This is a genomic window from Ruegeria sp. YTSC003 (assembly GCF_059609785.1).
Genome location: NZ_JBXWMK010000002.1, coordinates 140,484 through 155,237 on the forward strand (window position 1 = coordinate 140,484; position 14,754 = coordinate 155,237).

General features: G+C 55.9%; 15 protein-coding genes. 11 read left to right on the forward strand and 4 right to left on the reverse strand.

Translation table 11 applies throughout. The features are described 5' to 3' along the window. Positions 1 to 47 precede the first annotated feature (47 nt). The 7 genes from pstC to AC2FFH_RS04450 all read left to right on the forward strand — a co-directional run bounded on the left by pstC (position 48) and on the right by AC2FFH_RS04450 (position 7,349). Entirely contained in the window at positions 48 to 1,520 is a 1,473-nt protein-coding gene (pstC, locus tag AC2FFH_RS04420) for a phosphate ABC transporter permease subunit PstC (protein WP_496764863.1), read from the forward strand. Then, positions 1,517 to 2,878, forward strand: a complete 1,362-nt coding sequence (pstA, locus tag AC2FFH_RS04425; protein ID WP_496843833.1) for a phosphate ABC transporter permease PstA — start codon at positions 1,517 to 1,519, stop codon at positions 2,876 to 2,878. Before pstC ends, pstA begins: the two co-directional genes overlap by 4 nt. 11 nt (positions 2,879 to 2,889) lie before the next feature. Next, the gene (pstB, locus tag AC2FFH_RS04430) at positions 2,890 to 3,687 is read left to right on the forward strand and encodes a phosphate ABC transporter ATP-binding protein PstB (RefSeq protein WP_058271912.1); all 798 of its coding nucleotides are present in this window, start codon (positions 2,890 to 2,892) and stop codon (positions 3,685 to 3,687) included. A gap of 16 nt (positions 3,688 to 3,703) precedes the next feature. Further along, complete coding sequence (phoU, locus tag AC2FFH_RS04435; RefSeq protein ID WP_496764868.1) at positions 3,704 to 4,405, forward strand: phosphate signaling complex protein PhoU; 702 nt, start codon at positions 3,704 to 3,706, stop codon at positions 4,403 to 4,405. 12 nt (positions 4,406 to 4,417) lie between these two features. Beyond that, complete coding sequence (phoB, locus tag AC2FFH_RS04440) at positions 4,418 to 5,107, forward strand: phosphate regulon transcriptional regulator PhoB (protein WP_058277939.1); 690 nt, start codon at positions 4,418 to 4,420, stop codon at positions 5,105 to 5,107. Between the two features lie 125 nt (positions 5,108 to 5,232). Beyond that, on the forward strand, positions 5,233 to 6,462 hold the full coding sequence (locus AC2FFH_RS04445) for an acyl-CoA dehydrogenase (RefSeq protein WP_496843835.1): 1,230 nt from the start codon (positions 5,233 to 5,235) through the stop codon (positions 6,460 to 6,462). Between the two features lie 119 nt (positions 6,463 to 6,581). Continuing rightward, entirely contained in the window at positions 6,582 to 7,349 is a 768-nt protein-coding gene (locus tag AC2FFH_RS04450; protein ID WP_496843837.1) for an SDR family oxidoreductase, read from the forward strand. Here AC2FFH_RS04450 and AC2FFH_RS04455 read toward each other — a convergent pair. Continuing rightward, a complete protein-coding gene (locus tag AC2FFH_RS04455; protein WP_496733232.1) occupies positions 7,346 to 8,215 on the reverse strand; it encodes an acyl-CoA thioesterase in 870 nt (289 codons plus the stop codon). The genes AC2FFH_RS04450 and AC2FFH_RS04455 overlap by 4 nt on opposite strands. Before the next feature lie 49 nt (positions 8,216 to 8,264). Next, positions 8,265 to 9,494, reverse strand: a complete 1,230-nt coding sequence (locus AC2FFH_RS04460; RefSeq protein WP_496764880.1) for a serine hydrolase domain-containing protein — start codon at positions 9,492 to 9,494, stop codon at positions 8,265 to 8,267. Between the two features lie 196 nt (positions 9,495 to 9,690). On the opposite strand from AC2FFH_RS04460, the gene AC2FFH_RS04465 reads away from it, so the two are divergent. After that, positions 9,691 to 10,299 (forward strand): 2-hydroxychromene-2-carboxylate isomerase, encoded by a 609-nt coding sequence (locus AC2FFH_RS04465; RefSeq protein WP_496764883.1) that lies wholly within the window; start codon positions 9,691 to 9,693, stop codon positions 10,297 to 10,299. An 8-nt stretch (positions 10,300 to 10,307) separates the two neighbouring features. Here the strand turns inward: AC2FFH_RS04465 and AC2FFH_RS04470 are convergent, their stop codons facing one another. Both AC2FFH_RS04470 and AC2FFH_RS04475 read right to left on the reverse strand, forming a co-directional pair. Next, positions 10,308 to 11,333 carry a phosphotransferase family protein gene (locus AC2FFH_RS04470; protein WP_496764885.1) on the reverse strand — a complete coding sequence of 342 codons (1,026 nt, stop codon included), beginning with the start codon at positions 11,331 to 11,333 and terminating at the stop codon, positions 10,308 to 10,310. A gap of 23 nt (positions 11,334 to 11,356) precedes the next feature. Continuing rightward, positions 11,357 to 12,175 carry an SDR family oxidoreductase gene (locus AC2FFH_RS04475; RefSeq protein ID WP_496843840.1) on the reverse strand — a complete coding sequence of 273 codons (819 nt, stop codon included), beginning with the start codon at positions 12,173 to 12,175 and terminating at the stop codon, positions 11,357 to 11,359. A 134-nt stretch (positions 12,176 to 12,309) separates the two neighbouring features. Here AC2FFH_RS04475 and AC2FFH_RS04480 point away from each other — a divergent pair, with 134 nt between their 5' ends. The 3 genes from AC2FFH_RS04480 (at position 12,310) to AC2FFH_RS04490 (ending at position 14,639) form a co-directional block, all read left to right on the forward strand. After that, positions 12,310 to 13,311: an NADPH:quinone oxidoreductase family protein gene (locus tag AC2FFH_RS04480; RefSeq protein WP_496764890.1), complete on the forward strand. Its 1,002-nt coding sequence runs from the start codon at positions 12,310 to 12,312 to the stop codon at positions 13,309 to 13,311. 126 nt (positions 13,312 to 13,437) lie between these two features. After that, positions 13,438 to 13,887, forward strand: a complete 450-nt coding sequence (aroQ, locus tag AC2FFH_RS04485; RefSeq protein ID WP_282168319.1) for a type II 3-dehydroquinate dehydratase — start codon at positions 13,438 to 13,440, stop codon at positions 13,885 to 13,887. Beyond that, the gene (locus tag AC2FFH_RS04490) at positions 13,884 to 14,639 is read left to right on the forward strand and encodes a helix-turn-helix transcriptional regulator (protein WP_058271634.1); all 756 of its coding nucleotides are present in this window, start codon (positions 13,884 to 13,886) and stop codon (positions 14,637 to 14,639) included. Before aroQ ends, AC2FFH_RS04490 begins: the two co-directional genes overlap by 4 nt. The last annotated feature ends 115 nt before the right edge of the window (positions 14,640 to 14,754 follow it).

The following is a 14,754-nucleotide window of genomic DNA, read 5'->3' on the forward strand; positions in this document are numbered from 1 at the left end:
GCCCCGGTTCTTTTTGACTCCATCTCTGCCATCCCCACGGAGTTCTCATGGCGTTATCCTGGCTGTTGCTTATCCTGCTTGCGCTGGCAGTGATCGGATTTTTTGCGGGTCGGTCCCGCGCTCTGGCAAGTGCGGGTGGTAACGTCCGCGATTTGCATTCTTTACCGTCTTACTACGGTTACAACGTTGCGCTGACGGCTCTGGTTCCTGCAGTTGGGGTGCTGATCGTCTGGCTCCTTGCCCAACCGATGATCGTGAACAGCACGGTATCCGAGCTTATTCCCGATCATGCAGTGCCCGAAGGGTCGGATCGCGGCCTGATCATGAGCGAAGTGCGCCGTGTCGCCTACGGCTTGGACGGCGCTGTTGCCAGCGGTGCGATGACCGAAACTCAAGCCCGGAACGGCAATGCGGATATCGAAGCGCTGACGAAAACGCTGAAAGACGCAGGCCAGGTTCTTACTCAGGACATCACACAGCCGATTTTGGTTGCAGCACAAAAGTTCCGCAGCATGACGTCCACAGGGACAGTTGCCATGCAAGTCGTAGTGCTGGCGATGGCACTACTTGGGGCCGCCTTTGCCTATGTGCGTACGCACAAGGAGTTTCGGGCGCGCAACGTGGTAGAGCAGGGGGTTCTGGCCCTTCTATTGCTGGCCGCGTCAATCGCGATCCTGACAACCATCGGCATTGTTCTGTCGATGCTGTTTGAGACGATGAACTTCTTCCAGCTGCATTCGTGGAAGGACTTCTTCTTCGGCAGCACGTGGGCACCGAACTTCCGCGGAGGCAGTGAGCTGTCGATCCTACCGCTGTTGTGGGGCACGCTGTACATCTCCGTGATCGCGCTGCTTGTGGCGGTTCCGATTGGCCTGTTTGCCGCGATCTATCTGTCTGAATATGCTTCGGGCGTGACGCGGTCCATCGCGAAACCGCTGCTGGAAATCCTCGCAGGTATTCCGACCATTGTTTACGGCCTGTTTGCCTTGCTAACTGTGGGTCCTGCGCTGGTGTCGATGTTTGGTGACGGTGGCGCGTTGGGAGTGGGCTGGATGGCCAGTTCGAACGCGGTTCTGACCGCTGGGCTGGTTATGGGGATCATGCTGATCCCGTTTGTCTCATCTCTGTCGGATGACATCATCAACGCGGTGCCGCAATCCATGCGTGACGGCTCGCTGGGTTTGGGAGCGACGCATTCGGAAACCGTGCGCAATGTGATTCTACCGGCAGCGCTGCCGGGCATTGTCGGCGCGATCCTTCTGGCCGCAAGCCGCGCCATTGGCGAAACGATGATTGTTGTGATGGCCGCCGGAGCGATCGCCAAATTCTCGGGCAACCCGTTCGAAGCGATGACAACCATCACCACGCGGATTGTCAGCCAGCTGACAGGCGATACCGATTTTGCCAGCCCCGAAACGCTGGTGGCCTTTGCGCTGGGTCTGACCCTGTTCATCATCACACTGGGGCTGAACATCTTTGCCCTCTACATCGTACGCAAATACCGGGAGCAGTACGAATGACCGATATTTCCCAAATGCCTGACGCTGCTCCGACCACGAAGCCCAAGGGCGGCTCGCTGTTCGAAAAGGACGCGCGCACCAAGCGGCGCAACGCAGCCGAAAGCCGGTTCAAAATGTATGGCATCGCCGCCATTGGGATCGGATTGCTGATGCTGATTGTGCTGGTGACCAATATTGTCACCGCTGGCACCGGTGCCTTTCGGCAAAGCTTTCTTGAACTGAATGTCGAATTGAAGGCCGACAAGCTGGACAAGAAGGGTAACCGGAACATCGAGGATATCAAGAAGGTTTCGACCTTTGGCTATGCCCCTCTGATCGCGTCTGCGCTGGAAAGCGAAGTCGAAAAGCTGAGCATCCAGACAGACCTGAAACCCAAGGAGATGGGCAAGATCCTGTCCAAGGCCGCGCAAGCCGAGTTGCGGAACTATGTGATCGCCAACCCCGATGAGATCGGCAAAACGGTCAGCTTCCGCTTTTTGGTCAACAGCCGTGTCGATGGCTACATGAAAGGTCGCGTGACCCGCGATTCGATTGCCAACGACAAGAGTATCTCGGTCGAACAGTTGGATTTCGTGGATCAACTGCGCGATGCAGGTGTGCTGTACAAAGCCTTCAACCCGGATTTCATTTTGGGTGCAGATGCGTCAGACCAGCGGCCCGAAGCGGCCGGGATCGGTGTCTCTATGCTGGGTTCATTGTTCATGATGTTGGTCGTCCTGGCGCTGGCCTTGCCCATCGGTGTAGCGGCTTCGATTTATCTTGAGGAATTTGCGCCACAGAACCGGTTGACCGATATCATCGAGGTCAACATCTCGAACCTGGCCGCTGTTCCGTCGATCGTGTTCGGTATTCTGGGTCTGGCTGTGTTCATCAACTACATGCACCTGCCGACGTCAGCCCCGTTGGTGGGTGGTCTGGTGCTGACACTGATGACGCTGCCGACGATCATCATCTCGACCCGCGCGTCGCTGAAAGCTGTACCGCCGTCGATCCGTGATGCGGCGCTTGGGGTAGGGGCCTCGAAAATGCAGGCGGTGTTCCACCATGTCCTGCCGCTGGCTGCACCCGGCATTCTGACCGGTACCATCATTGGTCTGGCGCAGGCACTGGGGGAAACCGCACCGTTGTTGCTGATCGGGATGGTAGGCTTTATCGCCTCAAATCCGCCCGATGGCATTGTCGCGGGCTTCCTGTCACCAAACTCGGCCATGCCGGCGCAGATCTATGAATGGTCCAAGCGCGCCGACCCGGCCTTTTATGAACGTGCATGGGGGGGCATCATCATCCTGTTGATCTTCCTCGTTACAATGAACACCATTGCGGTACTTCTGCGCCGCCGCTTTGAACGCCGCTGGTAAATGGGGCTATTATGAATGATATGACACGAGTGGAGAGAACCGTGGACTCCAAAGCCATCAAGATCGCCGCCAACAACGTTCAGGTCTACTACGGCGACACGCACGCCATCAAAGACGTGGACGTCCAGATCGAGGACAAGACCGTAACGGCCTTTATCGGCCCATCGGGCTGCGGCAAGTCCACTTTTCTGCGCTGCCTCAACCGGATGAACGACACCATCGACATTTGCCGGGTCGAGGGCGATATCCTGCTGGACGGCGAAGATATCTATGACAAGCGTGTCGACCCGGTGCAGTTGCGTGCCAAGGTCGGAATGGTGTTTCAGAAACCCAACCCGTTCCCCAAGTCGATCTATGACAACGTGGCCTATGGCCCGCGCATCCATGGTCTTGCAAAGAACAAATCGGAACTGGATGATATCGTTGAGAAATCTCTGCGTCGTGCTGCGATATGGGATGAGGTCAAGGACCGCTTGGACGCCCCCGGTACAGGCCTGTCCGGTGGTCAGCAACAGCGCCTGTGCATTGCCCGTGCCGTGGCAACGGAACCTGAGGTTTTGCTGATGGACGAGCCATGCTCGGCGTTGGACCCGATTGCCACTGCGCAAGTCGAGGAACTGATTGACGAACTGCGGTCGCGCTATTCGGTGGTGATCGTGACCCACTCAATGCAACAGGCTGCGCGGGTGAGCCAGAAAACGGCGTTCTTCCATTTGGGCAACCTCGTGGAATTCGGCGAAACCGGCCAGATCTTTACCAACCCCGAAGACCCCCGCACGGAAAGCTACATCACCGGCCGTATCGGCTGAGGACAGGTATTTGAACATGACCGAACAACATATTGCATCCGCATTCGACCGCGACCTTGAAGCGGTTCAGGCCCATATCATGAAGATGGGCGGTCTGGTCGAGGCCGCGATCATGAACGCCGCGCGCTCGCTTGAAACCCGGGATGTCGAATTGGCCCAACAGGTGCGTCAGGGCGACAAAGCCATTGATGCGCTTGAGGATCTGATCAACGAAGAAACCGCGCGGGTGATCGCGCTGCGGGCACCCACAGCGAGCGACCTGCGTCTGGTTCTGTCTGTTCTGAAGGTCTCGGCCAACCTGGAACGCATTGGCGACTATTCCAAAAACATCGCCAAACGCACCACGGTTCTGGTCGACGCCGGTGAGATCAACGGCAGTGCCGCCGCCCTGCGCCGTATGGCGCGCGAGGTTGAGCGGATGCTGCGCGACGCGTTGGACGCCTATATTCAACGTGACGCCGAATTGGCCGCTGACGTGATCCAGCGGGATGAAGAAGTAGACCAGATGTACAATGGCCTGTTCCGCGAGTTCCTGACCTTCATGGCCGAAGATGCACGCAATATCTCATCGTGCATGCACCTGCATTTCATTGCCAAGAACATCGAACGGATGGGTGATCACGTAACAGCCATCGCAGAACAGGTGGTCTATCTGGTGACTGGGGAACGGCCATCGGAAGCACGTCCCAAAGCTGATACCACCTCGCAAACCGCCTAGGAGGCAACGATTATGTCCGCTGATCAGCCTACGGTACTGGTTGTTGAGGATGAACTGGCCCAGCGTGAAGTGCTGGCTTACAACCTCGAAGCAGAAGGGTTTCGTGTATCCAAGGCGGCCAATGGTGACGAGGCGTTGCTACTGGTTGATGAAGACAATCCGGACATCATCGTTTTGGACTGGATGATGCCCAACCTCAGCGGGATCGAAGTGTGCCGCCGCCTTAAAACGCGCCCGGATACACGATCGATCCCCATCATCATGCTTTCCGCCCGGTCGGAAGAGGTCGACAAGGTGCGTGGTCTGGAAACCGGGGCGGATGACTATGTGGTCAAGCCGTATTCGGTTGTCGAGCTTATGGCGCGCGTGCGCACACAGTTGCGCCGTGTTCGCCCGGCGACGGTCGGTATCAAGCTTGAATTTGCGGATATCATTCTGGATTCCGAGACACACAAGGTCAGCCGAAACAGCAAGCCGCTGAAACTGGGCCCGACCGAGTTTCGTCTGCTGAGCACGTTCATGGAAAAACCGGGTCGTGTCTGGAGCCGCGAACAGTTGCTGGACCGGGTCTGGGGGCGCGATATCTACGTCGATACCAGAACGGTCGATGTTCACATCGGCCGCTTGCGCAAGGCGCTGACGCAGCATGGCGGTGAAGATCCTGTGCGTACGGTCCGCGGCGCAGGGTATGCGCTGGGGTAAAAACACGGGGCAGGGCGCACTGCCCTGTTCTATGCGGTTTACTCATGGTTCGTTGCGAATCTGTAGCTGTTATTTGCGGTTACGGCAGGGTATTTTGCGACAAAGCCGACTAGCGGAGAACCAAAATGAACGCCCCGAACACCAAACCGACTTTGCGCGCCAAAGATGCACCTGACATGGGGGCGTTCTCGTGGGACGATCCATTTCGTCTGGCGGATCAGCTAACAGAAGATGAGCGCATGATCGCCGCGAGTGCGCAGGCATATTGTCAGGAAAAGCTGCAACCACGGGTTCTGGAAGCCTTCCAGAACGAGGAAACGGACCCGGAAATCTTCCGCGAAATGGGTGAAATGGGCCTTTTGGGCACCACGATCCCCGAAGAATACGGCGGTCTTGGTAGCGGCTATGTGTCTTACGGTCTGGTCGCGCGCGAGGTTGAGCGTGTGGATTCTGGCTATCGCTCGATGATGTCGGTACAAAGCTCATTGGTGATGTACCCGATCTATGCCTATGGCAGCGAAGAACAGCGCCGGAAGTACCTTCCGAAACTGGCCAGCGGCGAATGGATCGGTTGCTTTGGTCTGACAGAACCTGATGCCGGCTCGGACCCGGCGGGCATGAAAACCCGCGCGGAAAAGATCGACGGTGGTTATCGGCTGACCGGCAGCAAAATGTGGATCTCGAATTCACCCATCGCAGACGTCTTTGTGGTGTGGGCTAAGTCCGATGCTCATGACGGCAAGATCCGTGGCTTTGTTTTGGACAAGGGTCTCAAAGGTTTGAGCGCGCCCAAAATTCAGAACAAGATGAGCCTGCGGGCATCGATTACGGGTGAGATCGTTCTAGACGGCGTCGAAGTGGACGAGGGCGCCTTGCTGCCGTATGTTCAGGGCCTGAAGGGTCCGTTTGGCTGTCTGAACCGTGCGCGCTACGGGATCAGCTGGGGCGTCATGGGCGCCGCTGAAAGCTGTTGGCACGGTGCGCGTCAGTATGGTCTGGACCGCAAACAGTTCAACAAGCCGCTTGCGCAGACGCAGCTGTTCCAACGCAAACTGGCGGACATGCAAACCGAGATCGCTTTGGGCCTGCAAGCCAGCCTGCGCGTTGGCCGCTTGATGGATCAGGCCGAAGCAGCGCCCGAGATGATTTCGATCGTTAAGCGCAACAACTGCGGCAAGGCGTTGGAGATCGCGCGGAATGCCCGCGACATGCACGGTGGCAATGGCATCTCACTGGAATTCCAGGTTATCCGCCACATGGTCAATCTGGAAACTGTGAACACCTATGAGGGCACGCACGACGTTCATGCGTTGATTTTGGGGCGGGCACAGACCGGACTTCAGGCCTTCTACTAGGATATTCTAAATACCGCATAATCGGTATTATGGTAAAAAATAGCATTGGCAATTTCCGGTTTTCCCAAAATTGCCAATGCCTTACGATGCCTTTCAAAACGTCCAATTCGGAGCCCCTGATGAACTTGAATGGCAAGACTGTGGTGGTCACCGGTGCAGCCAACGGTATCGGTAAAGGTCTGGCAACCCGGTTCGCGCGCGAAGGTGCAACGGTCGTATGCGCAGACATAGACACCGAAGCTGCGCGTTCTGTGGCCACGGAAATCAATGGACACGCGGTAACATGCGATGTTTCAGACGAAGCCAGTATCAAAGCGTTGATTGATCACGTCGAAGATAAGATTGGCCCGATTGATCTGTTCTGTGCAAATGCTGGTATCCTGACCCTTGGTGGTCTGGACGTTCCGGATGAAGACTGGGAGCGGATCTGGAAAATCAACGTCATGTCTCATGTCTGGACCGCGCGTCACCTCGTTCCGCATATGATCGCGCGCGGCGGTGGCTACATCATGACAACGGCCTCGGCTGCAGGACTTTTGAACCAGCCTGGCGCTGCACCGTACGGCGTTTCTAAACACGCCGCCGTGGGCTTTGCCGAATGGCTGTCGCTGACATACAGCCATAAAGGCCTGCGCGTTTCGGTTCTATGTCCGCAAGCAGTTCAGTCCGAAATGACACGCGGCTTTGAGGATTCGGTAGCGTCTATCGACGGTATGCTAGAGCCTGAAGACGTGGCCCAGGCCTGTGTCGAAGCCATTGAGTCGGAACAGTTTCTGGTGCTACCGCATTCGAAAGTGTTGGACTACATTCGGCACAAATCCAGTGATTACGACAGCTGGCTTAGGGGCATGAACAAGTTAAATCAACAGTTTACGGACGATGATTAAAGTTTCTTCTGGGCTTTTCGCATCAGGCCTTCCTGCGTGACCGACGCAACCAAAGTGCCGTCTTGTGCATAAATCGACCCTCGGTTGAAGTTGCGCCCTCGCCCACTCCATGGCGAATCCATCGAATACAGATGCCAGTTTTCAAAATGGATCGGCGCGTGGAACCACATGGCGTGATCCAGGCTGGCCCCATTGACCTGCCCCGTAAACCAGCTGAGGCCATGCGGTCGCATACCTGATCCCATCAGATACATGTCAGACGCGTAAGTCAGCAGCAATTGCTGAGTGGCAGAATCCGCCCCCACTGCACCGGGCATGCGGAACCAGACCTGATTTCGATCGTCCGATATTTCAGGGTGGAACGGATCAAGATGGCTGGCCTCACGGACCTCGATTGGCCGTTCGCGTGTCAGCTCACCACGCATGTGTTTGGGTACCAAATCCACGTATTTCTTGCGCAGTTCAGTGCGCGACGGATAACTTTCCGGGTCCTCCATCTGGGGCATCTCATGGTGATGATCCCAGCCTTCATCCTCAATGTGGAACGAGGCCGATACGTTCAAAATCTGTTTGCCATGCTGGATCGCGACCACGCGCCGTGTGGTAAATGAACCTCCATCCCGGGCTCTATCAACTTGATAAATAACAGGAATAGATGGATCGCCCGGGCGAATAAAATACGCATGCAGCGAATGGCACAGCCGATCATCCACAGTACGATACGCCGCCGCCAGAGCCTGCGACACCACCTGCCCGCCAAAGATACGCGTCGGAGTCTCGCCGCCTGACCCGGTGCCTCGGAACAGGTCAACTTCGAGCCTCTCGAGGTTCAAAAGGTCAAGAAGGACACGTTCTGCTTCGGTCATTGGCGACTCTCCGGTTGGCTATGAAAAAGGCGTATCAGCGCCATCCGGGTCAATCAACCAACGCGCCCATTACCAGCGCCTTTAGCTCGGATCGGGACGGGTAAGAACTGGACGGCGACAATTGGGTGAAGAATACGGCCGACAGATCGTTGCTGCGGTCAATCCAGAAGAATGTCGAAGCCATACCGCCCCAACTAAAATCACCTAATGACCCAGGTGTTCGGGTTCTGCCAGGGTTGATGATGACAGACCCGGCCAGACCAAATCCCATGCCTTCCATCGGTTGCTCGGCAAAGCTTTGCGGGCCCATCGAGGCGATATCGCCTGGCAAGTGGTTTTGCAGCATGAAGTCGACTGTCTTTGGACCCAGCAAGCGGTGGCCGTTGCCCTGCCCCCGGTTTCGCATCATCTCGGTGAATTTGACGTAGTCGTCGATCGTGCTGACCAGACCGCCACCGCCCGAAAAGGTCGTCGCCTTTTCAAATGGGGATGCGCCTGCCTCGTCTGTCAATCGCAGGGTGTCGTCGCCGGTCTCAGCTGAATTCAGCGCCATCGCGTCCCCGGCCAGCGGCGTATAGAGAGACGCGAACCGATCCCCTGCCCCTTTGGGCACAGAAAATCCGGTCTCGGCCATCTCAAGGGGCTCAAAGATCTCTTGCGCGAAGAACTGATCCAAGGTTTTGCCGGACACAACCTCGACCAAGCGGCCCAACACATCAGTGGAAACTGAATATTCCCAACGGGTTCCGGGCTGGAACGCCAATGGCAGCTGTGCCAGTGCGCCGATCCTGTCCTTCAAAAGCCCTTGATTGGGGCTAAAAATCAGCTTCTGTGCATCCATCGCTGCCGGGAGAACACCGGGATTGAACGGATAACTGAATCCGCTTGTGTGGGTCAGTAGCTGATGCAGTGTCGGGGATGGTGCATCTTCGGTTTGATCCAGCCTCTCCGCCCCAGGAACAAGAGCCTGAACGGAAGCAAATTCAGGCAGAAATTCAGAAAGTTGCGCGTCGAGGTGGAACAACCCACGCTCGGCCAGCATCATCACCGCGACCGAGGTGATGGGTTTCGTCATAGAATAGATCCGCACAAGCGTATCGCGCTGAAACGGTAGGTCCTTTTCAACATTTCTAAGGCCACAGGCGTGAAAAAACCCCTCGGACCCGTGGTGGGTCAATAGTAATGAACTGCCCGCGTATTTGCGCTCATCGACATATCGCTGCATCCAGTCCCGTATGCGGTTCAGGCGGGCGGGATCAAGGGTGGTCTGGCTGCGCATGGGTTTCTCGAACCTCCTCGGCGGTTTGATTGATCTTGACCGGTGACGCACTGAATTAATAGAGGAATTCCTGATTTCCCACATCGTGACCAACGGCCAGTGCGCGCCAGCCTTCCCGCCTGTACACTAGACGCGTTATAGATTCGTCTGGTGGTTCAGAGTTCATTTCACAGATCGTCGTATCGGAGTTTAGACAATGACGCAGACCATAGATTTCATTTTCGATTTTTGCAGCCCAAACGCATTTCTGGCCCATAAGGTTTTGCCCGAACTGGCGAAACGAAATGGCATGCAGGTAAGCTATGTGCCCGTGTTACTGCCGACGATATTCAAGGCGACACATAATCAGAACCCGTTCGAGGCATTTTCGGAAAACCGCCAGAAAACAGCCTATCTGACCCATGATCTTCATCGCTTTGCCCGCAGACGCGGATTAAGTTTTCATATGAGCCCGCATTTCCCGGTGAACACCAAGTTTGCCATGCGTGGTGCTGTATTTGCCTCCGGTAAATCTTGGGAATCCAAATATATAGACGCGATATATGATGCGATCTGGGTACATGGCCAGAAAGTCGATGAACTGGGTGTGCTGATGGATATCATGCACGAAAACAAACTTCCCGCGCGCAAAATCCGCGAGGCCATGACGGGTGCCGAAATAAAACAGCGGCTCAAAGAACAATCCAAGGCCGCCGTAAAACGAGGCGTATTTGGAGTGCCCACAATGTTTGTGGGTACCGAGATGTTTTTTGGCAAGAACAGCCTTGGCAATCTGAGGCTAGAGCTTTCCAAGTCGCCGGACTGACGGCCGAACTACGAATTCAGGGCTTCAAGCCCGTGTTTTGCAAACACCGGAACATAAGCCCCAAATACCTGCGCGCGTTTGGGATCAGACGCGTTGCCGTCCAATGCGCGCTTGTACACACCCTGCAGAATTCCGGCCATTCGGAAGAAATTGAACGCTAGGTAGAACCCGAAATTTTCAATCCCAGGTAAGCCGCGACGTTGGCAATATCGCCCGATAAACTCTTGATCTGACAGTATTCCCAGGGCTTGACGGTCGACGCCTGCCAACCCGCGACCCTCGTTTCCGGGGGGCAGTTGCCACTGCATGATAACCGCTGCCAGATCTGCGTAAGGGTGCCCGATCGTCGACAGCTCCCAATCCAGAACGCCAATGCAGCGGCAACCGTTTTGTTCGAACATCAGATTGTCGATGCGGTAATCACCATGCACCAACGTTCGCTGCCCGTCATCCTCCGGAATGGCCCCCTCAAGCGCGGAGATAAGCGCGTCCATTTCGGGGATGGTCGTTGTCTCGGATGCGCGATACTGCTTGGTCCAACGGGCAATTTGGCGCTCAAAGTAGTTGCCCGGCGGGCCATAATCGGACAGGCCTACCGCGTCCACATCGACGTCATGCAGATCGGCCAGCACGCGGTTCATTTCGTCGAATACACCACTGCGAGTTGCGTTGTCGTCCTCATCCACCGTCGGCTCAAGGAATACACGTCCCTGCAAGCGTTCCATTACATAAAACGCCGAACCGATGACGTCGTCATCCTCGCAAAGCAGCATCATCTGAGGGACCGGAACCGCGCTGTCGGCCAGTGCGCTTTGAACGCGAAACTCGCGTTCCACAGCATGGGCTGATTTCAGCAAGACGCCTGGCGGTTTACGGCGCAGCACGTAAGTCTTGGACGGTGTGCGCAATTCGAAAGTTGGGTTGGATTGTCCAATGGCGAACTTCGTCGCTTTCAGCGGCCCCATGTAACCGTCCAAATTTGCGCTGAGATAGGTGTCTAGCGCCGTCAGGTCGAGTTGTGATTTATCCCGCATTTCCAATAACTATTCCCCCGGCCCTATAGTGCTTCGGCGAAGAGATTACCGGCGGTCACCACGTTTAGGCCCCCAGAAACTGGGATGACGGCTCCGGTCACATAGCTGCCGCCGCGCCCGCATAGGAACAACATACACCCGGCGATATCTTCGTCGCGACCCACACGGCCCAGCGGTACTGTCTTGCCAACCTTTTCGCGCGTACCCTCGTCTGCCGTCGCAAAGGCTGTCATCCGTGATACAAATGGTCCCGGTGCAAGCGCGTTAACAGTGACGTGATAGGGCGACAATTCCTTGGCTAAAATCTTGGTCAGGTGCAGCACCGCGGCTTTGGATGCAGAATAGCTGTAAGCACCGTCGCCCATCGGTACCTCACCCATTACTGATCCAACGTTGACGACGCGCGCCGGATCGTCGGGTGTTCCGGACTTCATCAGCATCGGCAACAGGCGCTGCGTCAGTTCGAACAGACCAGCGACGTTGACGGAATTGACCTTTTCCCACGCGTGATGGGGAAACTGTCCCAGCGGTGAACCCCAAGAGATGCCCGCATTATTCATCAGGATATCAAGGGTATCCGTGCGATTCTTGACCTCATCGACCATGGCCACAACGCCGTCTTCCGTTCCAACTTCTCCGCTGAAACCTTCGGCGCTTCCGGGCGCGTCCAGAGCATTCAGCTCGGCCGCGACGGTTTCACAGGCTTCCCCTTTGCGCGACGCGATCAGTACGCGTGCCCCTGCCCTTACAAGCGATTCCGCAGCCATCCGGCCAATGCCGGTGGCACCACCTGTCACCAGTGCGGTTTTTCCCTGCAGCGAAAATAGGGTTTCAGGGGTCATGGTCTGCTCCTCGGTTTTGAATTGGGGCACAGGTGGCGATTTTCGGCGAGATTTGCACCCTGCGGAATTCTTGACAACATTCACCGCTGCGCCAAAGGTCCTCTCAACCGAATAACAAGGACAAGATAGTCATTATGCAAGCGTTACTCAGCGTCGCGCCGGGCGGACCGGATACTTTGGAACTTACGACCCTGCCCGACCCGGTGCCAGGAAAGGGAGATTTGCTGGTCGGGGTCAAGGCTGCTGGCGTCAATTTCCCCGATACGTTGATGATCCAAGACCTGTATCAGATTAAGCCACCAAGACCATTTGCCCCCGGGGGGGAAATCGCAGGTGAGGTATTGGGCGTTGGAGAAGGCGTGAACGGGTTCGAAGTTGGGGACAGGGTTCTGGCGCTGACCGGATATGGCGGTTTTGCAACGCAATTGACGGTCAAGGCGGCTACAGCCGTGAAATTCCCCACATCGATGCCATTCGATGACGCGGCTTGTTTCATTTTCACCTACGGCACGTCCTACCACGCGCTGAAAGACCGTGCCGCATTGCAGCCTGGTGAAACCCTTTTGGTGCTGGGTGCCGCAGGTGGTGTCGGTAGCGCGGCCGTTGAACTGGGCAAGGCGATGGGCGCGCGTGTCATAGCGGCCGTATCTTCTCAGGAAAAGGCGGATTTTTGCCGTCAAATCGGCGCGGACGACACAATCGTATATTCCCGCCAGATGGATCGTAATGCGCAAAAGGCATTCTCCGGTGAAATCAAGGCTATAGCGGGCGCAAATGGCGTGGATGTCGTCTATGATGCCGTTGGTGGGGATTATGCCGAACCAGCGCTGCGCAGCATGGCGTGGAATGGCCGGTTCCTTGTTGTCGGGTTTCCGGCCGGTATTCCCAAAGTCCCACTCAATCTACCATTGTTGAAGGGCTGCCAGGTCGTTGGCGTGTTCTGGGGGGCTTCGGTCTATCGTGATCCCAAGAGCCATGCCGAAAATGTCAGCGAGTTGTTCGACTTATACGCCAATTCACAGATAAAGCCGCAAATCAGTCGGCGGTTTCCTTTAGCGGATGCAAGCGAGGCACTGAAATTATTGAACGACCGCACCGTTCTTGGAAAAGTTGTGGTAACGATGCCAGAATCCTGACTGGTTTTCGACGCTTGGTTCAAGATCAGATGGTGTTAGATGCGCGACACTCGCCTGATGAGTGCGCAGGCTGGTGGACATCCATACCTAATCACGTTTATCAACCAGTAATGGGACGGAGAATGAATGCATAAAGTTCTGATTTTGAACGGTCCGAACCTGAACTTGCTGGGCACACGACAACCCGAGGTTTATGGCCGTACAACGCTGAAAATGGTCGAAGAAACCTGTGTAAGCCACGGCGCGTCTATCGGGTTGGACGTATCACACCTGCAATCCAATCACGAAGGTGTGCTGATCGACGCGATCCACGCGGCCAAAGGCAATCAGGACGGGATCGTTCTGAACGCCGGCGCGTATACACACACCTCGGTCGCTTTGATGGATGCGATCGCTTCGGTAGACCTGCCGGTTGTTGAGGTTCACCTGTCGAACATACACGCACGTGAACCCTTCCGGCACAAATCCTATGTGGCGCCGGTTGCGCTGGGACAGATCTGCGGCTTTGGGCTGCAGAGCTATGTGATGGCGTTGGATGCGCTGTCGGCGCATTTGCAAAACGAGGGGTCCGTATGAAGCTGGGCGAGTATCTGAATTTCCTCAGCTACGTCAAAACGCTGGAAGAGCTTTGGGACGCTCATTGCCGCCAGATGGCAATTTTCGGTTTCGACCGTCTGCTATACGGCTATACGCGCTACAGGACCGAAACGTCTTTGGGAGACCCCGAAGACTTCACCATCCTTACAAACCACGGCAAAGAGTACATTGATGGTTTCGTTCGCGATGGGCTGTACTTTCATGCACCCATGCTGAAATGGGCGCTGCACAATGAAGGCGCGGCCAGTTGGAGAATGATTCAGGATATGAATTCCGACGGCACGATGACCGCCCAGGAACGCCAAGTATACGAGTTCAATCGGTCAAAAGGCGTTGTGGCGGGATACACTATCAGTTTCACCTCGGTTTCGATGCGGTCGAAGGGTGCGATCTCTCTTTCGGCTGGTGGGGCCACTAGTCAGGATGAGGTCGATGCAATCTGGGCGGAACATGGCGATGACATTTTGTTGATGAACAATGTCGCGCATCTGAAGATACTTACCCTGCCCTACAACACCCCCAATCGCGCTCTGACGAAGCGTCAGCGCGAGGCGCTGGAATGGGTTGGCGATGGGAAGACGACACAGGACATTGCGCTTTTGATGGGGCTGACGTCGGCGACCGTTGAGAAGCATTTGAGGCTTGCCCGTGAGTCGTTGTCAGTCGAAACAACGGCGCAAGCCGTGCTCAAAGCATCCCTGCAAAATCAGATGTTCATCATGGAAGCATGATGTGTTTTTTTTGACGCTAAATTGCGTCAATTTACGTAGGGTAAGGAAAACATGACTTCCCGAATCTGAGCCCCAGTTGCAAAGTGATATTGTTCCGTGAGTGGTGGCTTTAGCC